The 26933-nt window shown below is 60.2% G+C and carries 27 protein-coding genes, 1 pseudogene and 1 riboswitch; of the genes and pseudogenes, 10 read left to right on the top strand and 18 right to left on the bottom strand.

The window, feature by feature from the left end; translation table 11 throughout:
- Nucleotides 1–313 precede the first annotated feature (313 nt).
- The 3 genes and pseudogenes from CK486_RS18515 to CK486_RS13640 all read right to left on the bottom strand — a co-directional run.
- Nucleotides 314–1381, bottom strand: a pseudogene (locus CK486_RS18515) (HAMP domain-containing protein); the annotation flags it as partial.
- A gap of 430 nt (nt 1382–1811) precedes the next feature.
- Nucleotides 1812–2954, bottom strand: coding sequence for a catalase family protein (locus CK486_RS13645; protein ID WP_095940854.1), 1143 nt, complete (start codon nt 2952–2954; stop codon nt 1812–1814).
- A gap of 30 nt (nt 2955–2984) precedes the next feature.
- Nucleotides 2985–4874, bottom strand: coding sequence for a di-heme-cytochrome C peroxidase (locus CK486_RS13640; RefSeq protein WP_095940853.1), 1890 nt, complete (start codon nt 4872–4874; stop codon nt 2985–2987).
- A gap of 126 nt (nt 4875–5000) precedes the next feature.
- Between CK486_RS13640 and CK486_RS13635 the strand changes: the two genes are divergently transcribed.
- Nucleotides 5001–5459, top strand: coding sequence for a DUF3429 domain-containing protein (locus CK486_RS13635; protein WP_095940852.1), 459 nt, complete (start codon nt 5001–5003; stop codon nt 5457–5459).
- Here CK486_RS13635 and CK486_RS13630 read toward each other — a convergent pair.
- The 5 genes from CK486_RS13630 to CK486_RS13610 form a co-directional block, all read right to left on the bottom strand.
- A complete protein-coding gene (locus tag CK486_RS13630; protein WP_095940851.1) occupies nt 5454–5984 on the bottom strand; it encodes an AAA family ATPase in 531 nt (176 codons plus the stop codon). The genes CK486_RS13635 and CK486_RS13630 overlap by 6 nt on opposite strands.
- Nucleotides 5981–6550 (bottom strand): nicotinamide riboside transporter PnuC, encoded by a 570-nt coding sequence (pnuC, locus tag CK486_RS13625; RefSeq protein ID WP_095940850.1) that lies wholly within the window; start codon nt 6548–6550, stop codon nt 5981–5983. The genes CK486_RS13630 and pnuC overlap by 4 nt, the downstream gene beginning before the upstream one ends.
- Before the next feature lie 38 nt (nt 6551–6588).
- On the bottom strand, nt 6589–7125 hold the full coding sequence (locus CK486_RS13620) for a sterol desaturase family protein (RefSeq protein WP_218192104.1): 537 nt from the start codon (nt 7123–7125) through the stop codon (nt 6589–6591).
- A 118-nt stretch (nt 7126–7243) separates the two neighbouring features.
- A complete protein-coding gene (locus CK486_RS13615) occupies nt 7244–7858 on the bottom strand; it encodes a hypothetical protein (protein WP_095940849.1) in 615 nt (204 codons plus the stop codon).
- A 7-nt stretch (nt 7859–7865) separates the two neighbouring features.
- Nucleotides 7866–9500: a methyl-accepting chemotaxis protein gene (locus CK486_RS13610; protein WP_095940848.1), complete on the bottom strand. Its 1635-nt coding sequence runs from the start codon at nt 9498–9500 to the stop codon at nt 7866–7868.
- A 149-nt stretch (nt 9501–9649) separates the two neighbouring features.
- Here CK486_RS13610 and CK486_RS13605 point away from each other — a divergent pair, with 149 nt between their 5' ends.
- From CK486_RS13605 to CK486_RS13595, 3 genes are all read left to right on the top strand, one after another.
- Nucleotides 9650–10480, top strand: a complete 831-nt coding sequence (locus tag CK486_RS13605; RefSeq protein ID WP_095940847.1) for an undecaprenyl-diphosphate phosphatase — start codon at nt 9650–9652, stop codon at nt 10478–10480.
- A 70-nt stretch (nt 10481–10550) separates the two neighbouring features.
- Nucleotides 10551–11519 (top strand): alpha/beta fold hydrolase, encoded by a 969-nt coding sequence (locus tag CK486_RS13600; RefSeq protein WP_095940846.1) that lies wholly within the window; start codon nt 10551–10553, stop codon nt 11517–11519.
- Between the two features lie 32 nt (nt 11520–11551).
- A complete protein-coding gene (locus CK486_RS13595) occupies nt 11552–12265 on the top strand; it encodes a DUF1294 domain-containing protein (protein WP_095940845.1) in 714 nt (237 codons plus the stop codon).
- An 81-nt stretch (nt 12266–12346) separates the two neighbouring features.
- Here the strand turns inward: CK486_RS13595 and CK486_RS13590 are convergent, their stop codons facing one another.
- The gene (locus CK486_RS13590) at nt 12347–13933 is read right to left on the bottom strand and encodes an ABC-F family ATPase (RefSeq protein WP_095940844.1); all 1587 of its coding nucleotides are present in this window, start codon (nt 13931–13933) and stop codon (nt 12347–12349) included.
- 437 nt (nt 13934–14370) lie between these two features.
- On the opposite strand from CK486_RS13590, the gene CK486_RS13585 reads away from it, so the two are divergent.
- Together CK486_RS13585 and CK486_RS13580 are read left to right on the top strand one after the other, a co-directional pair.
- Nucleotides 14371–15696, top strand: a complete 1326-nt coding sequence (locus tag CK486_RS13585; RefSeq protein ID WP_095940872.1) for a diguanylate cyclase domain-containing protein — start codon at nt 14371–14373, stop codon at nt 15694–15696.
- 84 nt (nt 15697–15780) lie between these two features.
- Nucleotides 15781–16023: a diguanylate cyclase domain-containing protein gene (locus tag CK486_RS13580; protein WP_095940843.1), complete on the top strand. Its 243-nt coding sequence runs from the start codon at nt 15781–15783 to the stop codon at nt 16021–16023.
- 19 nt (nt 16024–16042) lie between these two features.
- Here the strand turns inward: CK486_RS13580 and CK486_RS13575 are convergent, their stop codons facing one another.
- From CK486_RS13575 to CK486_RS13560, 4 genes are all read right to left on the bottom strand, one after another.
- Entirely contained in the window at nt 16043–16744 is a 702-nt protein-coding gene (locus CK486_RS13575) for an SDR family NAD(P)-dependent oxidoreductase (RefSeq protein ID WP_095940842.1), read from the bottom strand.
- The gene (locus CK486_RS13570) at nt 16744–17268 is read right to left on the bottom strand and encodes a DUF3833 domain-containing protein (RefSeq protein WP_095940841.1); all 525 of its coding nucleotides are present in this window, start codon (nt 17266–17268) and stop codon (nt 16744–16746) included. The genes CK486_RS13575 and CK486_RS13570 overlap by 1 nt, the downstream gene beginning before the upstream one ends.
- A 151-nt stretch (nt 17269–17419) precedes the next feature.
- The gene (locus CK486_RS13565) at nt 17420–17794 is read right to left on the bottom strand and encodes an MmcQ/YjbR family DNA-binding protein (RefSeq protein WP_095940840.1); all 375 of its coding nucleotides are present in this window, start codon (nt 17792–17794) and stop codon (nt 17420–17422) included.
- A complete protein-coding gene (locus CK486_RS13560) occupies nt 17791–18069 on the bottom strand; it encodes a peptidylprolyl isomerase (RefSeq protein ID WP_095940839.1) in 279 nt (92 codons plus the stop codon). Before CK486_RS13560 ends, CK486_RS13565 begins: the two co-directional genes overlap by 4 nt.
- Before the next feature lie 145 nt (nt 18070–18214).
- On the opposite strand from CK486_RS13560, the gene CK486_RS13555 reads away from it, so the two are divergent.
- Entirely contained in the window at nt 18215–19438 is a 1224-nt protein-coding gene (locus tag CK486_RS13555; RefSeq protein ID WP_095940838.1) for a PilT/PilU family type 4a pilus ATPase, read from the top strand.
- 7 nt (nt 19439–19445) lie between these two features.
- On the opposite strand, the gene CK486_RS13550 is transcribed toward CK486_RS13555, so the two are convergent.
- Nucleotides 19446–20387 (bottom strand): LysR family transcriptional regulator, encoded by a 942-nt coding sequence (locus CK486_RS13550; RefSeq protein ID WP_095940837.1) that lies wholly within the window; start codon nt 20385–20387, stop codon nt 19446–19448.
- 160 nt (nt 20388–20547) lie between these two features.
- Between CK486_RS13550 and CK486_RS13545 the strand changes: the two genes are divergently transcribed.
- The 3 genes from CK486_RS13545 (at nt 20548) to CK486_RS13535 (ending at nt 23375) form a co-directional block, all read left to right on the top strand.
- On the top strand, nt 20548–21777 hold the full coding sequence (locus CK486_RS13545) for an acyl-CoA dehydrogenase (protein WP_095940836.1): 1230 nt from the start codon (nt 20548–20550) through the stop codon (nt 21775–21777).
- A gap of 410 nt (nt 21778–22187) precedes the next feature.
- Nucleotides 22188–22907: an amidotransferase gene (locus CK486_RS13540; protein WP_095940835.1), complete on the top strand. Its 720-nt coding sequence runs from the start codon at nt 22188–22190 to the stop codon at nt 22905–22907.
- Between the two features lie 66 nt (nt 22908–22973).
- Nucleotides 22974–23058: riboswitch (cyclic di-GMP riboswitch) on the top strand.
- Between the two features lie 77 nt (nt 23059–23135).
- Nucleotides 23136–23375: a DUF2175 domain-containing protein gene (locus CK486_RS13535; RefSeq protein WP_141248910.1), complete on the top strand. Its 240-nt coding sequence runs from the start codon at nt 23136–23138 to the stop codon at nt 23373–23375.
- A gap of 3 nt (nt 23376–23378) precedes the next feature.
- Here the strand turns inward: CK486_RS13535 and CK486_RS13530 are convergent, their stop codons facing one another.
- The 4 genes from CK486_RS13530 to CK486_RS13515 form a co-directional block, all read right to left on the bottom strand.
- The gene (locus tag CK486_RS13530) at nt 23379–24350 is read right to left on the bottom strand and encodes a magnesium and cobalt transport protein CorA (protein ID WP_095940833.1); all 972 of its coding nucleotides are present in this window, start codon (nt 24348–24350) and stop codon (nt 23379–23381) included.
- 3 nt (nt 24351–24353) lie between these two features.
- Nucleotides 24354–25220: an ABC transporter substrate-binding protein gene (locus tag CK486_RS13525; RefSeq protein WP_095940832.1), complete on the bottom strand. Its 867-nt coding sequence runs from the start codon at nt 25218–25220 to the stop codon at nt 24354–24356.
- Between the two features lie 45 nt (nt 25221–25265).
- Nucleotides 25266–25988: a 1-acylglycerol-3-phosphate O-acyltransferase gene (locus CK486_RS13520; RefSeq protein ID WP_095940831.1), complete on the bottom strand. Its 723-nt coding sequence runs from the start codon at nt 25986–25988 to the stop codon at nt 25266–25268.
- 133 nt (nt 25989–26121) lie between these two features.
- The gene (locus tag CK486_RS13515; RefSeq protein ID WP_095940830.1) at nt 26122–26916 is read right to left on the bottom strand and encodes an ABC transporter ATP-binding protein; all 795 of its coding nucleotides are present in this window, start codon (nt 26914–26916) and stop codon (nt 26122–26124) included.
- Nucleotides 26917–26933 lie beyond the last annotated feature (17 nt).

The raw sequence follows: 26933 nt of genomic DNA, 5'->3' as shown, positions 1-26933 counted from the left end.
CTTCCTGCATGGCCTTGGTCAGCTCAGCCGAAAGCTGTTCGATGCTGGAAGTGGTGGCGCCGATGACGCCCAGCCCTTCCTGACAGGCCTGATCGGCACCACGCGCCGCTGCGGCGGCCTGAGCGGCGCTGCGCGCTACGTCCTGCGCCGTGGCGCTCATTTCGTGGAAGGCGGTGGCTACCTGATCCACTTCGCGGAACTGTTGCTGCATACCGGCACTGGTCTGCTGGGCAATGCCGGCGGACCGGTCGGCGGTCTGCCGGGCATCGATCACGGTGGCTTTGACCTGGGCAACAATGGGTTGCAGCTTGTCGAGGAAACGGTTGAACCAACCTGCCAGTTCGCCGAGCTCATCGGCTTTGTTGTAGGCGAGACGCTTGGTCAAATCGCCTTCGCCGCTGGCGATGTCTTTGAGCATACTGGCAACAGCCAGGATCGGCTTGGTCACGCCAAGTGCTGTCAGCCAGATGAGCAAGAGTCCTATCAGACCTCCTGCCAGCCCCAGAATGAGAGCAACAGTGGTGTTGCGCTGGCTCATTTCATCCATTTGGCTTTCGAGCGCAATAGCCGGAGCCAGCAGAACATTCTCTGGGACCTCGACCAGCACTGCCCACGGTTTACTGTCCGGAATCGGTTGCAGCGGTTCGAGTACTTGCATGACGCCGCTGTTATGCAGTAACTGCGGCTGGTTTTGTCCGATCAGGCGGATGATCTCACTGGATTGGTTGGCAAACGCCTTGTCCAACTTGCCCCCCAGCAGTTTGCTGTCGCGGCTGTGACCTGCAAGGAGTCCGGCTGAACTGATGATGCTGACATGTCCCTGACCGTCAAACAGTGCTTTGTGGGCCTCGTCACTGATGCTTTGAAGGCTGGCCAGGCTGATATCCACGCCAAGTACACCGATAACTTTGCCGTTGACCTCAAGCGGGAAGGCAATACTGGTCATCAGGGTTTTCACCCCGTTAGTGTCGTCGATATAGGGTTCCAGCAGGCAGTGCGTTCGTGTCTGCAGTGGGCAGCTGTACCAGGCGTTATAAGGGGCGCCGCTGATGCCGGGCGTGGTGTCGTTGAGTGATTCTTCGGTCATGGCCGAGAGGTTGATTTCGCCCTTGGCGTTCTGCGCCCAGTACAGGGAGAAACGGCCCTTGTCGTTGCTGCCGATGGCCTCCTGATCGACAAACAACTCGTCCTTGCCGTCCAGAGCGTTAGGCTCGAATGCGACATAAATGCCTAACAGACTGCGGTTGGCTTCCAGTGCGCTCTTGACCTGGCGGGTCAGATCCTCGCGCAGATCAAAGGCATCGAGAAAACGCTTTTCTGCCTGCTCGCGAATAAACAGCACCTGTTTTGCGGCGCCTTTGCCGTACTGGAAGGCATCCATGAAGTAGCGTTGCATGCGCAGGGCCTGGGCTTCACCACGAGCGGACATACGCAAGCGGGCAGACTCTTCCAGCATCGAAGTACTGGCCTTCTTGACCAGTGTTGCGTTGCGACCGGCCTGCACCACCGAGGCGCTGACCAGAACGGCGACGATCGCCAATAGGCAGATTCCTGCCAGCAGGGTGATCTTCCACTGGATGGACAGACGGTTGAACAACATGGGGCAATCCTTCTGCAAAGGCACTAAGAGAGGGCGCGCGTAACGATATGCCGCTACCAGAAGCAGGGCTTACTGGTGAATATCGTCCGTGCGCGCCAGAACTTAAATGTAGCAGCAAGAATTGTGCACATGCCGTACAGGATATTGCACGGCGTTGTGTTGAATATGACTAGTCGTCTCCAGATGCTTATTTACACCAGAGCCGTTTTTATCACTGCCCTGGGCCTGCATTACGTTGTTGGCGATAAGCACTAACGTTCAGGTACACCGCCTGGCGCAGGCGATTAATGCCGCCTAGCGGGCGGTGCTCGGGGAGGGCATGCCAGGGGTTGTAGGAAAGATTGTCACAGAACAGGTTCTGCTCACGGCTATCGAAGTCCTGTGGCGGTACTTTAAGGGTAGCCACGGTGACAAAAGGTGAATCCTGCTCTAACCACTCGACGCTGGTGTCTTCCAGCGGCATGTAGCGCGACGGGTCCTGGCGCTGTACCTGCAGGGCAAAGCACGCAGGCATGCGGTCCAGTGACAGCTGCTGATACAGGGCGCTGCGCAGGAAGTTCGGCAGGTCGCTGTTCTGCGGTGGCAACTGATAGTCGGGGCAGTTCTGCGGCGCCGGGATGACCCGGTACTTGATGTTGTTCGGCCCGAGCTTGAAGGGCGCGATGGAGTTGTAGGTGGTGCTCACCGGGCTTTCCGGCGCCGGGCTCAGGGTACGGAGGGCGATCAGCAGGTGGCGAATCTCCCAGGTCCTCGGATCCCAGCTGGGGAAAAAGGCCAGGATTTTCTTGCCGCTGGCCTGGGCGGCGAAGTTCTGCCGATATTCGGCAACGTCCCGCACGAAGAACACCGGGTGGTTGAACATGACAAAGTCCTGTTCACTGTCGTGCCCGCGGCCGGGCATCAGCTTGGTGCCGGGCACATCGAGCAGTTTGATCGCCATGCCACGGGCGTCACGGGTGGCGTCGAACTGCGGGTAGGCGTTGCCATTGGAGAAGCGTACCCAGCTCTGCCAGGTCTTGCCCGGCTCACTGAACACGCCGTGCCGCAGCTGCGGGTTGATGTCCGGCAGCACGCTGAGTTCGGCTTTGACGCAGCCATGGGCCTTGGCATGGGCATCGCGCAGTACGCGGGTATTGTCACGGTGCTGTTCGACGATGCGAATGGCATCCTCGATGATGGCCTGGGTGTAGCGGCCTTCATCGGCGGGGATTTGCTCCTCGGCCGCGACCGGGCCTGAGAACTTCCAGTTGTAATAGAGCGCGCCAAGCCCAAGGCCGATCGCACCCAGCAGCAGGGGAGGCAGTATCAGCCAGGCCAACAGCTTGCCCAGACCCATCCATAAACGTTGCAGCATGGTGATGCTCCTTATCAGTCCTGAGCCTGGTCAGCCTTGCGGCTGGCCGGCCGTGCAATTCGGGCCCGGGTTCCAGGGGCGTTCCTCGACTGTGCTCAATTGCTGTTCCAGCGCGTCGTTGCCCATGACCTTGAGGTATTCGATCAGCGCCCAGCGCTCCTCCGGTTGCAGTGCGCGGCCAATGACGCCATCGGTACGGCAGCCGTCGCGGAATTCATGGCCCTGGTTACCGTTACCGGTGATGCGGGTGTCGAGCAGGAATCCGCCGGGGAATTTCTCGCTCCGGTAGCCTGCGCGCCGAGGGTCGTATTCGAAGTTGCCAACCCAGAACTGGGTGCTGCGCTCGCTGACCGGTGACAGCAGCTCGAAGAGATTGGGTACCGAACCGTTGTGCAGGAATGGCGGCGTAGCCCAGATACCTTGCAGCGGGCGGGCTTTGTAGCCGCGCTTCTCGCGTACCCCGATAGGCAGGCCGAAGCCGTCCATCTGGGAGCGTTCGCTGCCGGTGATGCCCGCATCACGGTAGGCGCGGTTCTCGACAAAGGCAGTCAGGTAGGCCAGGCCCTTGGCGCTGGAGATGCTGGCAAAGTCGACCTGCTCCAGCGAGCCGTCGAGCAGACGCACATCGAGCTTGGCCAGTTCCTCTTTGCTCCAGCCCAGCTTGCGGATGTCGTAGCGATGATCGGCAATGTTGTCGGCAGCGGTGGAGTCGGTGCCGATGATGCTGGTCGGCACGATGTGCAGTTTCCACTCCGGGTTGCGGGTTGGTGCCAGGCGCTGATCCGGTTCGACCGGGTTGGGCGCATGGCAGTAGGCGCAGTTCTCGCGGAACAGGGCGCGGCCCTGGCTGGCCAGTTTCAGGTCGACCTTGCCGAATACGTCCTCAGGCCAGTGTGGCGGCTTGAGCAGCTTGAGGGTTTCTTCCAGCTTGTGCAGATCACGCACGCGCACGCCGCTGGCATAGCGTTCGTCACCCTGTACCGTGCTGCCATCGTCATTGAACAGGCGCAGCGGCGCGCCAACACCAAGGGCTTCGCCGATATTGCGCGCCATGGGCTGCATGGCCGAGCCGTTCCACTGAACCCAGTCGAATTTCCAGATGTCCCAGACATGCGGGTAGCTCACCGGCGCATTGCCCTGGCGGTAGTTGGCCGGGTCAAGGGCATCGCCATACACGGTATTGGCGATGCGGCCGAAGGCGTCGGTGCGGCCGAAACCTTCGGCAGTGGGATAGAGACCACGGTGGGTATCATTCCAGGAAGTTGCCAGCATCCGCCCGAGCACGGCTTTGAATTCGCCGCGCAACTGGTCCTTGCCCTTGGGGTAACGCTCACCGAGTACTTTCTTGGCAAAGCGGCTGAACTTCATGGGGTTGAGGTAGGTTTCCAGCATGCTCGCGGCCAGCCCCTGACCGAAGCTGCCGCCGCGCAGGGTCGGCACGGTGGAGGCCAATGAGTGCAGGGCCTGGCCACCATCGATGCGCACCGCCTGGCCCTGGTAGCGAAGCTCACCGGTGTGGCAGGCGGCGCAGGTGATGTCCAGGTACCAGGTGCCGGACTCGTTGTCCTGATGGCGGGCAAAACCTACCGGCAGATTGCCGGGGTTCTGCGCCGTTGGCTGCTGCCCGGGGTCGACCAGCAGGCCAAAGCGCGCAAGGTTTTCCGGGGCGGCAAAGCGGTCGCGGCTGAAGGGTTTTTCCAGGGCGCCGAACCAGTCATAGCGCAGGCCTTTGACCTGGGTGCCCTGGGGTGTGTAGTAGTAGGTTTGCCGGGCTTCTTCCGACCATTGCTGCAGATAGTGCACCTGACTAGGTGCCTGGTACTCCGGCAGGTTGGGATTGATGACGTAGTAGAGCAGCACTGCTCCGGCCAGTAAGGCAAGCAGCACCACCAGATAGAGGCCTCGGCGCAGGATACGCATCGACAACATCCTTGTAGCGATTGAAAGTGAAGGTCCTTATGCCAAGCTCAGTGACGCTTGGCAACCTTTCAGCAGTTTGGTGCCCAGAACCGGATTACTCCTGAACCCAGAATTAATGGAGCCCTTATGCATCCTTTTACTTCGACGACGCCTCCTCGGTTGGCGCTTCTATTGGGCTATTCAGGTCTTTTGCCGTTTATTGGTGGGGCGCTGGGCGTTTGGGTGACACCGCTTGGGTGGCGTTCATTGGTGCTCTATGCCTTGCTTGATTACGCCGCAGTGATCCTCGCTTTTATGGGGGCGATTCACTGGGGGCTGGCCATGCGTGAGGAGCGCAACGCATCGGCGGCACAGCAGCAGGTGGCGCTGTCGGTTGTTCCTGCGCTGTTCGGCTGGCTGGCGGTGGCCAGTGGACTGCCGGCACTGTTGTCAGTGCCGCTGCTGATGTTGGCCTTCGCGCTGCTGTACTTCGCTGATCTGCGGGCTGTTCATCTGGGGTTGGCTCCGGCCTGGTATCCGGCACTGCGCAAACCTCTGACGCTGGTTGTACTGCTGTGCCTGGCGGTGACTTGGTCAGCGTTATGACGAGTGTTCGAGCAGGCGTTCTACCTGCTCAAGGGCAGCTTTCTCGCGCTGTTGCCAGTCGCCGCCAATGGCCTCGTAGGGCTGGTTATGTCGCTCAAGCCAGGCCTGGCATTGGGCATGAAATCCCAATCGCTCCGTCATCTGTGGCTGGCAGCGCTGGCCATCGTCCTGCCAGGGCACGGCACGGGGATCAAGCAACAGATGCAGGTCGTACTGGCGCTGGTGCAGGGCTCCTTCCAGCCAGTCCGGCGCGGCGTTGAACAGCAGCCGGCTCCACAGCAGATTGCTCAGCAGGTGCGTGTCGAGAATCAACAGGTGAGGGCGGGCTGCACGCGCCGCATCCTCAGCGGCCAACTGCTGGCGGGCGATAATCTCGACATCGCCATAGTGGGTGTCGCGTCCGGTCTGCTCGATGTACAGACGCACCTGTTCAGCAATGCAGAGCCCACCAAAAGCCTGCTGCAGGCGCAGGGCCAGGGTACTTTTGCCACTGGACTCGGGGCCGGTAAGCACCAGAACTTTCATGCCTTGGCCAGGCTCCGCTCAAGCTCGCGGTGCCAGCTGAGCCAGCCGTGGACGGCGAGCAGGGTGAAGAGGGCATACAGACCGGCAGTGAGGTACATGGCGCTGCTGATGAACAGCGCGACATACAGCACGTCGACGACGATCCACAGCGGCCAGCATTCAACCCGTTTCTGTGCCATCCACAGCTGGGCCAGCAGGCTGAAGGTGGTGAGACCGGCATCCTGCCAGGGCGCCGCGGCATCGCTGCCGTGCTGCAGGGCATAGCCGAGAAGCAGACCAACCAAGGCCGCCAGTAGCAGGCCTGTCAGACGTTGTGTCCAGCTCAGTGAGCCCAGGGCTTGCCCTGGCTGTTCGCCGCCACGGGTCCACAGCCACCAGCCATACAGTTGCGAGCCGGCGAAGACGAACTGCAGCGCGACATTGGCGTACAGCTTTACCTCGAAGAAGATCCAGGCATACAGCAGCACCATGACCAGGCCGATCGGCCAGCACCAGGGATTCTGGCGAATGGTCAGGACAACGGCGATTGCGCCCAGGGCTGAAGCGAGCAGTTCAAGTGGCGACACGGTGGGCCCTCGGTGAGTGAGGGCCCATTGTACGGTGATCAGACAACTGCTGCCCGTGCCTCGCGCTTGCGCTGGTCCTGTAGCTCGCGCTCGGTGCCGGTGTAGTACTCGCGGGTGCCAAATACCCAGTCGAACCAGGGTTTGGTCACGCACCAGTTGCTGTGAGGATTAGGGCCCATGTGGTGGTCATAGTGCCAGGGCATGTGCTGACGGGCCCACTCGGGGTGGTCGTGGCAGTACTTGTGGCGCAGGTAGTAGTTGAGTGCGCAGTACCAGAGGGTGGCCGTCAGCCAGGGCGCGATGCTGAACAACGGGCTGATCAGCAGGCTGGCTACGACCAGGGCCCAGGCCTCCTTACCCTGGGCGTGCCATCCCAGCGGGAAACGCCGGTAGCAGGGATCGTAGAAGGCGTGCTGGCGGCTGTTGCGGTGGTGTTCATGGAAGTGAAAACTCCAGAAGGTACCGCGGGTTCGGCCGAGGCCATGCAGGACGAAGCGGTGGAACCACCACTCGGTGAAATTGCCGAGCAGCAGGCCGGCAGGAATGCTGAGCAGGGCTTCGTAATACCAGGGCATTTTGTTGTTCTCCTAGCCAGGGTGAGGGTGGCTCACTCTAGTCAGGTGCGCGGCCAGGCGTCTTGACCGCGCAGACCGCAGCATGGGGGCAGGTCGGGCAAAGCGGCAGATCAGCAGATCAGCAGATCAGCTTGTCGGCATCGCGGTACAGGGCCATCAGTTTCTTGGTGATGGTGTGCTGGATATCCGAACGTTCGAAGCTGGACAGGCGCAACAGCTTTTCGACCTGCAGGCGATGCAGGTGCAGATAGGGCATCTGCTGATCGAACTCGCGCAGGTCGCCCTTCATCAGGATGGGCAGGAACTCGTCACCGATCTTGCGCTGGCTGCTGATGATCTGTGCCAGCGCCTGTTTGAAAGGCATGGTTTTGGGCGTGGGGCCACCTTCCTTCATCACGGTGCTGAGCATCAGCCCCGGCTTGCCGTTAACTACACCGGGTATGACGCAAAGGCCTGTCTTGCGTACGGCTACGCGTTCGATGCCGTGGAGCGTGTCGTGGAAAGCGTAGGGGTTGGGTAGTACCACCATCTTGCGCCCGAGTTCAGAGGGGAAGTGCAGGTCGTAGTTGGTGTACAGCTGGGCGACGGAGTCGGAGTAAACGCACAGGCGGTTCTCGAACAGCCGGATGAAGCGCTCAGCCAGCTCGCGTCTGGCCATATTGTCCAAGTCCCAGATCAGGTCACTGTTCTGGGGCTTGGAAAAGTCGACTTCCTGATGCTCCATGCTGCTCATGTGGTCCTCACGTACGGAATTGACTCAGCAGAAGGTTCATCTGCTCGGCCAGTTTACCCAATTGTAGGCTGGCCTGGCTGGTCTGTTCCGCGGCCATGGCCGCTTCCTGAGCGAGCCTGGCGGCCTGGGTGACATTCTGGTTGATGTCGTCGACTACATGGGACTGTTGCAATGTGGCACTGGCAATCGATGAGTTGAGGCCGCTCAGATTACCAAGGGTGCCGGTAATCTGTTCCAGGTGGCTGCTGGCCAAACGTGCTTGCCCGATGGTCTGTTGGGAGGCGCGGCTGCTGTCATCAATCACACGCACAGCGGCTTCTGAGTTAGTCTGCAGCCGTTCGATCATGCCCTGGATTTCCTGGGTTGATTGCTGCGTGCGCTGGGCCAGAAGGCGGACCTCGTCAGCCACGACGGCAAAGCCGCGGCCCTGCTCGCCGGCACGGGCGGCCTCGATGGCTGCGTTGAGGGCAAGTAGGTTGGTCTGTTCGGCAATCGAGCGGATGACCTCGAGCACGCTGCCGATCTGTGTGCTTTCGCTGGCCAGGGAGCGGATGACGTTCACGGCGTTGTCGATGGTGGCCGACAACTGCTCAATCTGGCTCATGCTGCTCAGAATGCAGCTGTTGCCTTCATGGGCCTGCAGCTCAGCATTGCGTACTTCGGCAGAAGCTTGCTCGGCATTTCGGGCCACATCCTGTACGGCATAGGTCACCTGGTTGATAGCGGTGGCAACCAGATCCATCTGTTGAGCTTGGGACTGACTCTGTAGCTGGCCGCGCTGGGATATCTGGTCGAGTTCATCCGAGGACTGGTCGAGGGTGCTTGCCGCTTCGCTGAGCCGGCTGATCAGCTGGCGCAGCTTGTCTTCGAACTGATTGAAACTGTTGGCCAGTTGCGTCAGCTCGTCGTGCCCTCTGGCGTCGAGGTGCTGGGTCAGATCTCCTTCGCCGCTGGCGATGTTGTCCAGCGCCTGCACCACCTGCTCCATGGGTTGTGTGACACTGCGGCTGATCAGCAGTACCAGCACGGCGAGCAATCCGCAGATCAGCAGGGCAATACTGCCGGTCTTGAGCATCAGTTGACGGAATTCGCTTTCGATATCATCGATGTAGACGCCGGTGCCGATGATCCAGCCCCAGGGCTGAAACAGTTGCACATAGGAAATCTTCGGCACGGGGTCGGTAGCGCCAGGCTTTGGCCAGCGGTAGTCGACCAGCCCGGCACCCAGGGTCTTGGCGATTTTCACCATCTCGTTGAACAGCGCTTTGCCGTCAGGGTCCTTGATGGTGGAGAGATCCTGGCCTTCGAGTTTCGGGTTGGTCGGGTGCATGACCATGACCGGGCCCAGATCATTGATCCAGTAGTAGTTGTCACCGGCATAGCGCAGCCCGCGTATGGCTGCTTTGGCCTGATCCTGAGCCTGCTCGCGGGTCAGACTGCCGGCCTGCTCAAGGCCGTGAAAGTACTGCAGGATACCCAGGCTGGTCTCCAGGCTGTGCTGGATCTTCTCTGCCTTGCCTGCACGCAGGCCGCTGTCGATGAGTTGCAGCATGACCAGATACAGTGCCAGCGAAAGGCCGACGGTCAGGAGCAGGATCAGCCACAGACGGCGGTTGATCGAGAGGTTGCGCAACAGGTTCATGATTGGCTCCTGGGACGTTTGTGCAGTTCTGCCACGGCCTGGACCCGGGCAATACCCACTCTATCTCTGATAGCATTCGCACCCCGTCGGGGCAAATGACCAAGGTCGAATTGCCTGCGCACTCATCGGATTCTCTGTTAAGGAACGTCATGGAACTGTGGGCGGCCGTTCAGGCCTTCATTCTTGGGGTGGTCGAGGGGTTGACCGAGTTTCTGCCGGTGAGCAGTACCGGCCACCAGATCATCGTCGCCGATCTGATCGACTTTCGTGGCGAACGGGCCATCGCCTTCAACATCATCATCCAGCTGGCGGCCATTCTCGCGGTCATGTGGGAGTACCGGCGCAAGATTCTCGACGTGGTGATCCAGCTGCCACGTGAACAGGGGGCGCAGCGCTTTACCCTCAATCTGCTGATTGCCTTTGTTCCGGCGGCTGTCATCGGCCTGCTGTTTTCCAAGCAGATCCACCAATACCTGTTCAACCCGATCACTGTCGCGGCGGCACTGGTGATCGGCGGGGTGATCATCCTCTGGGCTGAGCGCCGCGTGCATGCGGTCACTGCCGATACTGTCGATGAAATGGGCTGGCAGCATGCGCTGAAGGTGGGTTGCTGCCAGTGCCTGGCACTGATTCCCGGTACTTCGCGTTCTGGTGCCACCATTATCGGCGGCTTGTTGTTCGGCCTGTCGCGCAGGGCCGCGACCGAGTTTTCCTTCTTTCTGGCCATGCCGACCATGGTCGCGGCGGCTCTCTACTCGGGCTACAAGTACCGTGATCTGTTCCAGCCGGCGGATCTGCCGGTCTTTGCCGTGGGCTTTGTCACCTCGTTCATCTTCGCCATGACAGCCGTGCGTTCGCTGCTCAAATTCATAGGCAATCACAGCTACGCGGTGTTTGCCTGGTACCGCATCGGCTTCGGTCTCTTGATTCTCGCCACCTGGCAGTTTGGTCTGATCGACTGGGCCACGGCGCAGCACTGATATCCAGCGGCTGAATGAAAGGGGCGCACTAGGCGCCCCTTTTTTATAGTGGCGAAAAAAGGAGCACCGTATGCAGGCCATTGAACATCAGCTGCTCAGCGTCAACGGCATCACCCTCAGCCTGTACGCCTTTGGCCCGGCCAATGGCCGGCCACTCTGGCTGCTGCATGGCTTTCCCGAATGCTGGTTGTCCTGGCGCAAGCAGTGGCCAGTGCTAGCCGCTGCCGGCTACCGGGTGCTGGTGCCGGAAATGCGTGGCTATGGCCAGAGCAGTGCGCCCGGCGAGCCGGCGGCCTATGACCTGATCACCCTGTGCGGCGACATTCAGGCGGCAATAGATGCGCTAGGCCAGTGTGAGGTCTGCGTGATCGGTCATGACTGGGGCGCACCGGTGGCCTGGCACCTGGCGCTGCTGGAGCCCGAGCGGGTGAGGACCGTGGTGGGCATGGCCGTGCCCTTTGGCGGACGGCCGAAACAGCCGGCGATTGGCCTGATGCGTGAGCTATACGCCGGGCGCTTCCACTACATTGTGCATTTTCAGGAGCCCGGTGTAGCGGAAGCAGAAATGGATGCGGATATCCCGCGTACCCTGCGCCTGATGATGCACAACCTTTCGGCCGCGGTGCCGCGTGATTTGTTCCTGCAGGACAAACCGGCAGGTGCCAACCTGTTCGATGGGCTGGAGGAGGTTGCCAGTGCGCCGAACTGGTGTGAGCCCGACGCTTTTTCCGGTTATCTGGCGACCTTCGCGGGGCGCGGTTTTCGCGGCGCACTCAACTGGTACCGCAACTTCGAGCGCAACTGGCAGCGTACCGAACACCTGCAGGGGCGACACATCGAACAGCCGGCGCTGTTTCTGCTGGGCGATCATGATCCTGTCGGCACGCTGGAGGCCTATACCCTCAGGCAGATGCCCCGGTTGATCCCTAAGCTGGAGAGTCACGTGATCGAGCAGTGTGGTCACTGGCTGCAGTGTGAGCAGCCCGAGGCGGTCAATCGCCTGCTGATGGACTTTCTGGCCCGTCACTATCACGGCTAGGATGCGCATCTTTAAGTAGCTGGAACGGACTGATGGAACAGCGTGGCAGGTTGAAAAGCTGGAACGATGACAAGGGCTTCGGCTTTATTCATCCGGAACAGGGTGGTGCCGATGTTTTTGCGCATATCTCTGCCATACGGGGTGACAGTCGGCCCAGTGCCGGCGATCAGGTGCTGTATATCGCCGGGCGTGATGCGCAGGGCCGGCTCAGGGCCGAACATATTCGTCTGGATGCGCCGATAACGCTGGATCGTCCGGCTATCAGGCGCAAGCCAAGAGTGGCCAAAAGGCGTGTGGCCGCTTCCGGCAAGCCAGCTCCGCGCAATGCACCGCAGCGGCGACGACTGACAGCGCCGGGCATTTCGCATCTGGGCGGTAAGCTACTGGTGCTTGGCCTGCTGCTGGTGCTGCCTCTCTGGGGTTGTGCCCGGTTCTTGCTGGAGCAGTCGCCGCTGCCAACCCTGGTCTATGTGTCGGCCAGTTTCGCGACCTTCTGTCTGTACTGGTCGGACAAGGCCAGCGCTATCCGCGGTCGCTGGCGGACCCAGGAAAGCACCCTGCACCTGGTGGAGTTGCTGGGTGGCTGGCCTGGCGCACTGCTGGCGCAGCAGATGTTCCGTCACAAGACCCGCAAGCCGTCCTACCAACTGGTCTTCTGGGGCATTGTGATGCTGCACCAGCTGTACTGGCTCGATACGCTGCTGCTGGGTGGCCGCCTCCAGACGCTTGGTCGCCTGATGCTCTAGAGCGTGAGCAGCAGAGCAACGGGTAAAGATGTCTGTGCTAAAAAAGCCCGGCAATGCCGGGCTTTTTGTCTTGCGACTCGTTTAGACGATCACGCCCTGACTGCGCAGGTAGTCGTCGTAGCTGCCGCTGAAGTCGGTCACGCCGTTTTCCGACAGCTCGATGATGCGGGTGGCAAGGGAGCTGACGAACTCGCGGTCGTGGCTGACGAAGATCAGCGTGCCGGGGTAGTTCTCCAGCGCGAGGTTGAGCGCCTCAATGGATTCCATGTCCAGGTGGTTGGTCGGTTCGTCCATCAGCAGCACGTTGGGCTTCTGGCAGGCCAGCTTGCCGAACAGCATGCGCCCCTGCTCACCACCGGACAGTACCTTGACCGACTTCTGGATCTCGTCGGAGGAGAACAGCATACGACCCAGAGCAGCGCGGATGTTCTGCTCGCCGGTGGTCCACTGGCCCATCCATTCGAACAGCGTCTCGTCGGCCTCGAAGTCATGGGCGTGGTCCTGAGCGTAGTAACCCACCTCGGCACTGTCGGTCCATTTCACGCTGCCGCTGTCCGGGGTCATCTCACCGACCAGGGTGCGCAGCAGGGTGGTCTTGCCGATGCCGTTCGGGCCGATGATGGCCACGCGCTCGCCCGCTTCCACGGTGAAGCTGAAATTCTTGAACAGCACCTTGTCGTCGAAGGCCTTGGAAACCTTCTCGATGGTCACGGCCTGGCGGTGCAGCTTCTTGTTCTGATCGAAGCGGATGAACGGGCTGACGCGGCTGGACGGTTTGACCTCGGCCAGCTGGATCTTGTCGATCTGCTTGGCGCGGCTGGTGGCCTGCTTGGCCTTGGAGGCGTTGGCCGAGAAGCGGCTTACGAAGGTCTGCAGTTCGGCGATCTGTGCCTTCTTCTTGGCGTTGTCGGCCAGCAGTTGCTCGCGCGACTGGGTCGCGGCGGTCATGTACTCGTCGTAGTTGCCCGGGAACAGGCGCAGCTCGCCGTAGTCCAGGTCGGCCATGTGGGTGCAGACCGAGTTCAGAAAGTGACGGTCGTGGGAAATGATGATCATGGTGCTGTTACGCGCCGTGAGGATGTTTTCCAGCCAGCGGATGGTGTTGATATCCAGGTGGTTGGTCGGCTCGTCGAGCAGCAGTACATCCGGATCGGCAAACAGCGCCTGAGCCAGCAGTACGCGCAGCTTCCAGCCCGGGGCCACTTCGCTCATGGGGCCGAAGTGCTGCTCCAGCGGAATGCCCAGACCCAGCAGCAGCTCGCCGGCACGGGATTCGGCGGTGTAGCCGTCCATTTCGGCGAACTCACCCTCCAGCTCGCCGACTTTCATCCCGTCTTCTTCGCTCATTTCCGGCAGCGAATAGATGCGGTCGCGCTCGGCCTTGACCTTCCACAGCTCCTCGTGGCCCATGATCACGGTGTCGATCACGTTGAATTCTTCGTAGGCGAACTGATCCTGGCGCAGCTTACCCAGACGCACGTTCGGCTCCAGCATCACCTGGCCGCCAGTCGGCTCCAGATCACCACCGAGAATTTTCATGAAAGTCGACTTGCCGCAGCCATTGGCTCCGATCAGGCCGTAACGGTTGCCGTTGTTGAATTTGACGGAAACGTTCTCGAACAGGGGCTTTGCCCCGAATTGCATGGTGATGTTGGCGGTGGAGATCAAAGGGCTTACCTATCAATAACTTAAAAACGCTGATTGAGGCATGAGGGCAATCTGAAAGCAGTTTTATGCCCTCCAGTTCCTCAATTGTCGGATCTGGAGTTGATCCTGCACGCGTACGTTTGAGAGCAGCATCTGCCCGTGTTGAATGGGCGGGTGAGCAATAAAGGCGGGATTGAGGCCAGATATCCGGCAGATTGTCGCATAGCTGGGCGGCCAGTTATACGTCGGTCTGCCAAGGGATCGTCCTGTTCTCGAGTGCGCGGTCGGCAACTGCTATGTTTTCCGGGAGTCTAGCTGTTGCTGACTGATGGACGGCGCATGCCCAATGACATATCTGGCTTCTTCACATGATGATGTGACTTGTAAGGTTGCACTGTCGTTCGGAATGAGCCCTATGCCCATTTTTGCGAGCTGTTGTGGGGATGATCGGAATGCCAATGAGAAAAGCCGGTTTCATGGTCAACAACAATGTGATGGATCTGTTGCTCGATGCCATCTGTGTTGTCAGTCGTGACGGTCGTTTTGTAGGCGTCAGCTCAGCCTGTGAGCGGATTTTTGGCTATTCGCCCGATGAGATGATTGGCCGCGCGATGATTGACCTGGTTTTCCCGGATGATCGGGATCGAACCCTGCAGGCAGCGCGCGACATCATGGATGGTGTGGATATGCTCTGCTTTGAGAACCGCTACGTGCGCAAGGATGGGCAAACGGTTCATATCCTCTGGTCAGCGAGGTGGTCTGAGGCTGACCAGGTGCGGGTGGCTGTAGCCCATGACATTACCGAGCGAAAGCGCAGCGAGTCACTGCAGGCAGCAACCTTTGCGATTTCAGAGGCTGCTCACGAGGCGCAGGATCTGTCTGGTTTGCTGCTGCGCATTGATCAAATCATCGCCGAATTGATACCTCGCAGTTATTTCATCGCTGTTCTGCCAGGGGAGCATGGGCGTCGGTTGGATGTGGTGTATCCGCTTGCCGTGGTCGCGGATAGCGCTGCGATGTTGGATTTTGCTCAGCAAGTCATCCATGGCACGGGGGATTGCGTCGAGGCTTCAAGTCTGGACAACCCGACCGTGGCTGACTTGCGTATCTGGATGGGCGTTCCGCTGGTGGTTGGCCAAGACGGTCAGGGGGTTTTGATCCTTAGAGGGCCACCTGAGGCTCGATTTACCGATCAGGATAAGCGGCTACTGCATTACGTTTCGACGCAGCTTGCCACTTTTATCGAGCGGCAGCGCATGCTCAGTCGGTTGCAGTTCATGGCGCAGTTCGATCCACTCACCGGCTTGCCCAACCGAGCACTGTTGTTTGACCGTCTACATATTGCCCTGGCACGGGCTAAACGCGAGCAAGCACAGTTGGGACTGTTGTTTCTGGATCTGGACAAGTTCAAGCAGGTTAATGACAGTCTTGGTCATAAGGCGGGTGACCACTTGCTACAGATGGTTGCTCAGCGTTTGCAGGGCTGCATTCGTGTGTCGGATACTGCGGCGCGTTTGGCAGGCGATGAGTTCATTGTGTTGCTCGAGGATGTAGGCACTGCTGAAGATGTTGCCGCAATAGCCGAGAAAATTCGCTTCACGCTCAGTCAGGCTTTTGATCTAGAAGGGCTGGCGCAATATGTTCTGCCCAGTATCGGCGGTGTTATCTATCCTCTGCATGGCGATGATGCACAGCATCTGTTGCAGCGTGCCGATCATGCGATGTATCAAGCCAAGAGGGCCGGCGGTAACCGTTTCCTGCTTGCGACCGATTCTGACCTTTGATGCTGTAGGTGCTCGTTGCGTGATTGACGACTTTTTCTCTACCTACGATGGCTGATCTGCCTTGAGACGACTCAGTAAAAGGCCATGCAGTTTGCTGAACGTATTCTGGAGAAGCTGCACCATTGTCGTTTTTCAACCGGGCAGTCTTACACCTTGAGCGCTGGTGTTGCGCAGTTGGCATCAGGTGAAAGTCTTGATGATCTGATCCAGCGTGCCGATGAGGCTCTTTATGCGGCCAAGACAGCTGGCCGTGATCGTGCATGTGCCGCCGAGCAGACAACTACCTCGGTTTCAAACATGGCACGAGCTGCTGGGACTGAAACCTAAGCATCCGGGCGCCAGGGGCTTACCATTCGATGCGATCGCCGCTGTAAGAAAAGAATCCACCGCTGTCAGCCGGGAGGCTGCGATCAATGACCGCCAGAAGCTCAGATGCCGCCTTGTCGGCGGGGCGAGCTGCCGCCGAGCCTTTAAAGGGTCGGGAGAGGCGTGACTGAACGGTTCCTGGGTGCAGACTGAGTAAACGAGCCTGCGGAGACTGGCGCGCCAGCTCAATCGCTGCGGTTTTGACAAGCATGTTCAACGCTGCCTTGGATGCCCGATAGGCATACCAGCCACCGAGGCGATTGTCGCCAATGCTGCCGACCTTGGCGGAAAGCACGGCCATGGCTCCCTTGCGATCCAGCAGTGGCAGGAAGTCCCGCATGACCAGTGCCGGGCCCAGGGCATTGACCTGAAAAACCGCCTGCAAGGCTTCTTGTCGCAGTGCAGCAAGGGCCTTTTCCGGTTGCACACCCTCTCGGTGGAGCAGGCCGCTGGTCAGCACAATCAGGTGATAGGGACCGTTGTGCGCGATCGACTGGGCGGCGGCGGTGATACTGGCCGGATCTTCCAGATCGAGAGCCGGGGTGGTAGAGCGCCCCAGTTCAGTGACAAGCACGCAGCCGGGGTCGTTGCGCAGCTGCTCACAGAAAGCCTGGCCCAGAGCCCCGCTGTTACCGATCACCAGCGCCCGATAGGCCGGGCCAAACGACTGCAGCCGCAGCATCAGGGTTGCCGCCGGAAAAACAGCGTGACCTGTCCCAGTTCGATGCCCAGCTTGAGCATGCTGGAGCGATTGATCAGGGTGTCCTCGTCCATCAGGTACATCCAGTCGTCAAATGTAACCACATAGGTTGTTCCGTCGACAGGCAGATTGAGTTGATAACGCCAGCGCAGGGCATTGCCGGCCAGCTCGCCGACTGCCTCACCCACCACGTCGGCGGCGGTTCCCCGCCAGCGATTGGGGCCGTCGGGCGTCAATGTCCAGACACGTTGCTGAGTGCTGCCGTCGCTGTAGACAAAGCGCTCGTCGAGGATCAGACGAACACCGTCCCGACGGCTTGTGATGTCGACATGGAAGCGTTTGAGTACTTGCCCCGAGCGGTCCTGGTATATGCCCCAGGCTTGAACAGGCCGGTCGAAGAAGCGTTGCAGGTCCAGAACCGGTTTCTCGGCCGCGTAATCATCAACTGACACCGTGCCGCAGCTGGCCAGCAACAGGCAGCAAAGCAGCAGAAACCACTGTTTCATCGCTTATTTCCCTCTTCGTTTTGTACAGGTAATCGGCGCGGTGCAACGGCAGTAACCGGCCAGCCGCAAGGGCGAAGCCGGATTTATGCGCGTTGTTTTGCTAATCCTATACAAAAATAACTTTCTGTACAGAATATGATGGTTGGCGCTGTCAGCGATCGTGGCTGTCGCTGTCGCTGTCGAGGAGAAGGGCGATACGGCGGTACTTGGGCAGGCGCGCCACCACCAGTTGGTGCGAGCGGCGCAGCAGGGAGCCCAGTTCTTCGGCACTGGCCTGGTAGGGATGGCTCAGGCTGACCCAGTGGGCGCGGGCCAGGTAGGGGGCAGGGCGGAAACCAGGACGATCGCAGTAGCCCAGAAACAGATCGTCATCGACCTTGAAGGCCAGGCTGTTGCTGCCAGACAGGTCGAGGAGGGCAAACATCTTGTTCCCTGCGACGGAAAACACACGTACGCCGCCCCATTTGATGTCTTCACGGGCACCGGGCAGGGCGAGGCACAGGGCGGCAATCTGCTCGGATGTCATTCGCGGTAGAAGACCTGGATCAGGTGATAGCCGAACTGGGTCTTCACCGGTCCATGCACCTCGCGCAGGGCCTTCTTGAAAATCACCTGATCGACGGCCCGTACCATCTGCCCGGGTCGTACTTCACCCAGATCGCCTCCGCGTTTGCCGGAGGGGCACAGTGAATGTTTGCGGGCCAGTACGTCGAAGGCTTCGCCCTTGGCAATGCGCTGCTTGAGCTGGGCGGCTTCGGCCTCGGTTTTGACCAGGATGTGGCGGGCCATTGCCTTTGCCATGACGGGGTCCTCATTTCTAGGGTGGCGATATTGTGCCAGCATTTGATGCGCCAGCAGAATGACGCCAATAACAAGTCGATTGCACACCCTGTGCGCCTGGAAAAATCGCCTACCTTTTCTAATCCTGTTTGCTGGAAGTCAAATCATGGATCTCACAGCTCTTCTTAAAGTCCTCGCTAGTCAGGATGGTTCGGACCTTTACCTGTCCACGGGGGCGCCACCCTGTGCAAAGTTCAATGGTGTGCTCAAACCACTATCCAGCGAAGCGCTGAAGCCCGGTGAGGTTGAGCAGATCGCCCGTGGCGTGATGGACGAGGAGCAGCGTCAGCAGTTCGGGCACGAGCTGGAGATGAACCTGGCCATGTCGGTGCCGGGCGTCGGGCGCTTTCGCATCAACATCTTCCGTCAGCGCAACGAAGTGTCCATGGTCTGCCGCAACATCAAGCTGGACATACCGTTGTTTGAAGACCTCAAACTGCCGGAAATCCTGCTCAAGGTGGTGATGGAAAAACGCGGTCTGGTGCTGTTCGTGGGGGGGACCGGTTCGGGCAAGTCCACCTCGCTGGCGGCGTTGATCGATCACCGCAACCGCAACAGCAGCGGCCATATCATCACCATCGAGGACCCGGTGGAGTATGTGCACCGGCACAAGAAGTCGATCATCAATCAGCGCGAGGTCGGCGTGGATACCCGCAGCTTCCAGGCGGCGCTGAAGAACACCCTGCGTCAGGCGCCGGACGTGATCCTGATCGGCGAAATCCGCGACCGCGAGACCATGGAACATGCCCTGGCCTTTGCCGATACGGGGCACCTGGCGATTTCCACCCTGCATGCCAACAACGCCAACCAGGCGCTGGACCGCATCATCAACTTCTTCCCCGAGGAACGTCGGCCGCAATTGCTCAATGACCTTGGCAACAATCTCAAGGCATTTGTCTCCCAGCGTCTGGTGAAGACACAGGACGGCAAGCGCCGAGCGGCGGTGGAGGTGCTGCTGGGTACGGCGACCATCAGCGACATCATCAAGCGTGGCGAATTCGATCTGATCAAGGAGGTCATGGAGAAGTCGCGCAACCTTGGCATGCAGACCTTCGATCAGGCACTGATCGAGCTGGCCAAGGAGGGGGTGATCAGCGATGACGAGGCGATCAAGAACGCCGACTCGGCCAACAACGTTCGCCTCAAGCTCAAACTCTATCGTGATGATCCGGCAAATGTGGCCGCTGCACCCCCTGCCACGGCGCCAGTCGTTGCGCCGGCTGCCACGGCATCGGTTAAAACTGAGCCAGGCAGCTGGGGGCTGGAGTTGAAGCTCGAAGAAATCGAAGAAGAGCCTGTGCCCGAGGATCCGGGGCGGCCGGGTATCTGAGGGCGCCTCAGACGCCCTGTGCGTCTCGTTCCTGTTCTGCGCGCTCCTGGGCGATGATCTGCTGGGCCAGTTCGATCATCTGCTCGCGCATCCAGCGATTGGCCGGGTCCTGGTCGGTGCTTTCGTGCCAGTACAGATGGGTTTCCAGCGGCGGCACATCCTTCACCGGCAGCGCCATGAAGTGCAGGTTGTGGCGGCGGGCAAAACGCTCCGGCACGGTGATGGCCATGTCGGTATCGCGCATGACGCTGGAGGCCATCAGGTAATGCTGCGAGCGCAAGGCGATCTTGCGCTGAATCCCCATCTTGCCCAGCGCCAGGTCGACATGCCCAAGGCCACTGCGGCGGCTGGAGATGTGGATGTGGGTCAGCGACAGGTATTCGTCCAGGTTCAGCTTGTCCTTGGCCAGCGGGTGCCCCTGACGCACGGCGCACACGTAACGATCCTCCATGAGCTTGACGTGACGCACCTGCGGGTCGGTGTTGAGAGGAGCATCCACGGCAAAGTCCAGGCGGCCGGCGGCCAGCTCCTTGGTGGTTTCACGGCGCTTGGCCAGGAAGCTTTCGATGAAGATGTTCGGTGCCAGCCGGCGCAGGCGCTGGAACAGCGGCGGCAGAAGAATCTGCTCGGAAAGGTCGGTCATGCTGATGCGGTAGGTCTTGTTGGCCTGCTGCGGATTGAAGCTGCGGCTTTCCTGAACCGACACACGCAACAACTGCAGGGCACTGCGTACCGGGCCGATGATGTTCTGCGCCATCGGGGTCGGCACCATGCCCTGGGCGGTGCGCACGAACAGCGGATCATTGAAGGTTTCACGCAGCCGGGCCAGGGCGTTGGACACCGCCGGCTGGGTGATGCCGACGATCTGCCCGGCACGGGTCAGGTTGGCTTCGGTATAGATGGCGTCAAAGACGATGAACAGGTTGAGGTCGACCTTGGTGAGATTCATCTGTACCGCTCCTGACAGGTGATGGGCTGATCATACCCATCACGGGATCATATATGGCTTATGAATGTTCATACACGAGGAAAATAGCTTAGATAAATCAGGTCGGCTGATCTAGCATCTTCTCATCCGATACAACCAAGCCCGTCAGAAGGTAGCTCCCATGGATTTCGCCTACTCCCCCAAAGTCCAGGCTCTGCGTGAACGCGTTATGGCGTTCATGGAAGAGCATGTTTATCCCGCCGAAGCGATTTTCGAGCAGCAGGTCAACGAAGGTGACCGCTGGCAGCCGACCGCGATCATGGAGGAGCTCAAGGCCAAGGCCAAGGCTCAGGGGCTGTGGAACCTGTTCCTGCCGGAATCGGAGCTGGGGGCCGGCCTGACCAACACCGAATACGCGCCGCTGGCTGAGATCATGGGCAGCTCGCTGATCGGTGCCGAGCCGTTCAACTGTTCCGCGCCGGATACCGGCAACATGGAAGTGCTGGTGCGCTACGCCAACGAGGCGCAGAAGCAGCAGTGGTTGGTGCCGCTGCTCAACGGCGAGATCCGTTCGGCCTTCGCCATGACCGAGCCGGGCGTGGCTTCCAGCGATGCCACCAACATGGAAGCCCGTGCCGTGCGCGAGGGTGACGAGTGGGTGATCAACGGCCGCAAGTGGTGGACCTCCGGCGCTTGCGATCCGCGCTGCAAGATCATGATCTTCATGGGCCTGACCAATCCTGATGCGCCGCGTCACCAGCAACACTCGATGATTCTGGTACCGACTGATACCCCGGGCGTGAAGATCGTTCGCCCGCTGCCGGTGTTCGGCTACGACGATGCCCCGCATGGTCACGCCGAAGTGGTGTTCGAGAACGTTCGCGTTCCCTATGAGAACGTGCTGCTCGGCGAAGGCCGTGGCTTCGAGATCGCCCAGGGTCGCCTTGGCCCAGGTCGTATTCACCACTGCATGCGCTCCATCGGCATGGCCGAGCGCGCCCTCAAGCTGATGTGCCAGCGCGCCGTGACCCGTACAGCCTTCGGCAAGCCGCTGGCGCGCTTGGGCGGCAACCTTGATCACATCGCCGATTCGCGCATGGAGATCAACATGGCGCGCCTGCTGACGCTGAACGCGGCCTACATGATGGACACCGTGGGCAACAAGGTGGCTGCCAGCGAGATTGCCCAGATCAAGGTGGTGGCACCGAATGTGGCACTCAGGGTGATCGACCGCGCCATCCAGATCCATGGCGGCGCCGGTGTTTCCAACGACTTCCCGCTGGCCTACTGGTATGCCATGCAGCGCACCCTGCGTCTGGCCGACGGCCCGGACGAAGTGCACCGCATGGCCATCGGCAAGTATGAGGTTGGCAAGTACGTTCCGCGTGACATGATGAAAGCTTCGCGCTGAGCAGCGAAGTTACCGCATAAGGCCCGCCTGAGAGCGGGCCTTTTTTATGGGGCTGTTAAATCTTTTGCTCGGCTATGTATCTCGGCTTGTAGCACTGAGATGGCGCGGACGGTGCTGAGTCGATTTTTCCTGCCGAGAAAAACACTTGGGCAAGGAGCTTCAAGAGGGGTGTTTCGGTGTCAGTTTCACAGCCCTGAGCGCCCAGTGGCGGGGCCTTGCGCCATGCGGGTTTGCCGTGAAATTGCTGTGCATTTTTTTGAGCGATAAACGGTATGAAAAAATGTGCGAAAAGCATCTTTTCTCAGAAGTCAAATGGGTGAATAATGCGCGCCGTTAGTGTTCAACAAAACATGATGGTGCGTTAAATATCTAAAACACCCTTGGCTGCCTGAGAGGAGGGCCAACCCCGTATGCCACAGCGCATTTGCATCCTAGAGACCGATCACCTTCGCCCCCAGCTGGCTGACCAGTACAAAGGCTATGGTCACATGTTCCAGCAGCTGTTCAGTAAACAGCCGATCGAGGCGGACTTCGAGGTCTACAACGTCGTCAACGGAGAGTACCCTCCCGAGGACCGACGCTACGATGCATACCTGATTACGGGTAGTAAGGCCGACTCCTTTGGTTCCGACCCCTGGATTCTGACCCTGCGTGACTACGTCAGGGGGCTCTATGAGCGTGGCGAGAAGCTGCTGGGGGTGTGTTTTGGTCACCAGCTGCTGGCGCTGATCCTCGGTGGTTACACCGAGCGCGCTGAACAGGGCTGGGGCATTGGCGTACACCGTTACCAGATCACCAGCAAACCCAGCTGGATGGAGCCTGCCGGCGAGACGCTGGACATGCTGATCTACCATCAGGATCAGGTCACCCGCCTGCCGGAGAATGCCACGCTGATTGCCACCAGTGAGTTCTGCCCGAACGCGGCTTACCACATCGGCGATCAGGTGCTGTGCTTCCAGGGTCATCCTGAGTTTATTCACGACTACACCCGTGACCTGCTCAACCTGCGCCGTGAGAGCTATGAGCCAGCCCTCTATGAGCGTGCTGTTGAGAGCCTGGCCAAGGAGCAGCAGGGTAGTGCAGTGGCAGAGTGGATGATGCGCTTCGTGGCTCAGGGCAAGGCTGCCTGACCTGACTCGCCAGTCGTCATGTCGGTTTGACATCACGGGCGTGGACCTTAGAATCCACGCCCGTTTTGTTGTCATGGGCAAAACTGTCGAAAGGCAGTGACGCAAAGCCTCCGGTCTAACAGCGCAAGCTCAGGATAGCGGGGTTGCAGGCCATTCCCCTCCGCTGGGAATGGCATCTCACTGGGCATTCGCCCATGACACCTATTGACTGGATTTTTGTAGGTTGTCATGCGCTGTATGTACTGCGATTTGAATCTGGTGGGCCATTCCGAGGTCACCAGCATCCCCGGACAAGGTCTGGCCCACTATAACTGCTTCATTACCGCCCAGTTTCAGAGTCGGCGCTTTCGTGGGTTGGACATTGCTGCACTGAGTGACAGCTGCCTTGCGCAACTCAAGGAGCTGGTGCTTACAGAAGCGAATGAGCGCAATCGTGATGACGGCGGTGCGGATATCGAACTCTTCTGAGTTCTACAGCCATTTCAGTCGCTTGAAGTTGGCAAACAGTGCCAGACAGCCACTGCCGATAACCCCAAGGACCGCGAAGTAACCGTAGTGCCAGCGCAGCTCTGGCATGAAGTCGAAGTTCATGCCGTAAAGCCCGGCAACGGCCGTAGGAAACGCGAGAATCGCCGCCCAGGCAGCGAACTTGCGCTGTACCACGCTCTGCCGGGAGGCTTCCAGCAGCAGGCCCAGTTCAATGGCGTGATCGGCCATTTCTCGCTGGTTGGTCAGGTCTTCCAGCAGGCGGTTGACGTGAATGGCCACATCGCGAAAGTACGGGCGCATGTGCTTGTCGATGAACGGGAAGTCCAGCTGTTGCAGTTCCTGGCAGATTTCCACCAGCGGGCCGACGTAACGCTTGAGGCGGAGCAGGTCGCGGCGAAGACCGTGAATCTGCTCGATCTGGGTTTGCTCCAGCGGTTGCTGCAGCACAGCCTGCTCCAGCTCTTCGAGTTCACTGTGTGTCTCCTCCAGCAGAGGGCGGTAGTTCTCGATCACAAAGCTGAGCAGGGCGTAGAGCACGAAATCTTCGCCATGCTCCAGCAGCAGGGGGCGTGCTTCACAACGCTGGCGCACGGTCGAGTAGGGCGCCGAATTGCCATAACGCGCACTGATCACATAGCCCTTGCCGGCAAACAGCTGGGTTTCGATGAAGCGCAGCTGGTCGTCTATGCGTAGTGGCGAATACAGCACCATGAACAGTGCGTCGCCGAAGATTTCCAGCTTGGGGCGGGTGTGCTGGGCCAGAGCGTCTTCCAGCGCCAGCTCGTGAAGGTCAAACTGCTGTTGCAGCAGGCGCAACTCCTCGGCTCCGGGGTCATGGAGGCCGATCCAGGCGAAGTGTCCAGGCTTGCTGGCCCAGTCCCGTCCCTCGTCGAGGGTGATGTCGCGGATCTTGTGCCCGGCGCTGTACACGGCGGCGGCTACCACATGCTGCACGGCTTACTCCTTGTCGTTGCTGGTCGCCTCGGGGCGGTACCAGAGTTGCTGTCGCTCGAAGGGTGTTTCGGCGGGCAGCTCGGGGTTTTTCAGTTCGATCACCCGCCGCTGTTCGAGGCGGGCGCGGCGCAGGGTGGCGCCGTGGTGGTGCTGGAACAGACGCTCGAAACTGCCGTCAGCGATGGCCGCCTCAAGGCCCAGGCGCAGATGTTCGGCCAGTTGCGTGTCCTGGCGCGAGGTGAAGAAATAAAAGGCCGTAGGGTAATGCAGCACGATGTGTTCATCGACGCTGAGCTCCAGCCCGTCGCGCGCGGCCTGAGCCTGCTCCTGCCAGACGGTCACGACCTCGCGGGGAAAGGCATCGAAACGTCCGGCATGCAGCATGGCAAACAGCCCGGGGTAACTTGGGCTGGTCACAACTCGCAGACCATTGGCGCGTAGCAAGGGGGTGTCGGGCCAGTCGTGACGCTGGCCGAAGCGCAGTGACTGGAGGTCAGCCAGTTCATCGACCTGGCTCAGTCGCTGGGCATCCTGCGGACGCTGCAGGTTGATACGCCAGCCGATCAGTCCTTTGTAGATTGGGATGCGGATCGGCAGCAGGCGCTGCTCACGCTCACGTGTGGTCATGGCCCACATCACCTGCAGGTGCGGGCTGTGCTGCTCAAGCATCTGCTGGGCGCGGGACTGCGCCATCGGTTCGCTGGTGGGCTGCAGTTGATAGTGCTGGGGGGCGTGGTCGACTGCCAGTTGCAGCAGTTCGGCGACGTAGGCTTCAGGGTCGCTGTCGCGCGAGTGGCGGGGATAGAGCAGCAGCGGGTCTGCCCAGGAGGGCAAGGCGACAGCCAGCAGCAACAGGCAGAGAGTTTTCATACCAGGCAGCTTCGCGCGCTGCCTGGGATTTTTCAACTCGGCCGCTTAGGCGCGGGCCACTTCCGCATCCAGCTGGGCGATGGTCTGCTGCATCAGATCCCAGCAGCGCTGCATCAGCTCGGGAATGTCATCCAGGGTCATGCCGGCGGTGGGGATCGCCGGCAGCGAGCGGATCTTGATCGAACCGCCGTTCCAGCGGTTGAGGTGCATGTTCTTGACGTAGCTGCTGACACACACCGGGATGATCGGTACGCCCGCGGCGATGGCCATCTGGAACGCCCCTTTCTTGAACGGCAGCAGGCCCTGGCCCTTGTTGCGCGTGCCTTCCGGGAAAACCCAGATCGAGGTGTCCTGATGCTGCAGGGTTTCGGTGGTGGTGAGCATGGCCTGTTTGGCCTGCTGGGCATTGCCACGGTCGATCAGTACGTTGCCGGCCAGCCAGTAAAGTTGGCCGAAAAAGGGCACCCACTTGAGGCTCTTCTTGCCGATGCTCACGGTGCGTTCCGGCACCACGCGGCCCAGTACATAGAGGTCGTAGTTGGACTGGTGGTTGGCAATGATCACGCAGCTGCGCTGGTGCTCCAGCAGGCCTTTGGCGTCGCGCTGCAGATTGAGGCGCAGGATGCGCAGGGCCGGCATCGAGTAGAGGCGCGCGCACAGGCGGCTGTTGTCGGGGTTGAACGGGCGGCAGATGCCCAGCAGCAGACCGAGGATGCCGGCGACGACAAAGTGCAGGCCCATCAGCCCCATACGCAGAGTGAACAGCATGATCAAACTCAGGTGAAAAAAGGGCCAGCAGTGTACGGGCGTTCACCTGCAACGACAAACCCGGGCGACCGCTGGTGACTGCGGCAAAAGGTCCGGGGCTCGGCATGACCCGTGAAGGCCATGCCGATGTGCATCAGGCCGCCGGGCGCTGCTGCTTGGCGTAGAGGAACTCCAGCACCGCCGCACGACAGGCGTGGTAGCGAGCATCGTTGGCCAGTTCCAGACGGTCGCGCGGGCGCTCCAGATCAACCTTGAGGATGTCGCCGACGGTCGCGGCCGGGCCGTTGCTCATCATCACGATGCGGTCGGAGAGCAGCACGGCCTCGTCGACATCGTGGGTGATCATGATCACGGTGTTGCCCAGGTCGCGGTGGATTTCCATCAGCGAGTCCTGCAGGTGGGCGCGGGTGAGGGCGTCCAGGGCGCCGAACGGCTCGTCCATCAGCAGCACCTTTGGCTGCATGGCCAGCGCGCGGGCAATACCGATGCGCTGCTTCATACCGCCGGAAATCTCGCCCGGGCGTTTGTCCTTGGCGTGCATCATGTGCACCAGATTGAGGTTGTGCTCGACCCACTCGCGCATTTCCTTGCGCGACTTGCCGCCCTTGAACACCTGGCGCACGGCCAGTTCAACGTTCTCAAAGCAGGTCAGCCAGGGCAGCAGACTGTGGTTCTGAAACACCACGGCGCGTTCGGGGCCGGGTTCGTTGACTTCACGGCCGTCGAGGATGACGCCGCCGGTGCTGGCCTGGTACAGGCCGGCCACTATGTTCAGCACCGTGGACTTGCCACAGCCGGAGTGGCCGATCAGCGAGACGAACTCGCCCTGATCGATCTTCAGGTTGACGTTCTGCAGGGCGCAGAACAAACCCTTGTCGGTAGGGAAGCTGATGCCGACGCCGGACAGTTCGAGGTGTGCGTTACTCATGGGAATTCTCCTTGGCG

Origin of the sequence: Pseudomonas sp. HAR-UPW-AIA-41 (assembly GCF_002304225.1) — a bacterium.
Lineage (GTDB): Bacteria > Pseudomonadota > Gammaproteobacteria > Pseudomonadales > Pseudomonadaceae > Aquipseudomonas.
This window is presented reverse-complemented; position numbering and strand designations above follow the sequence as displayed.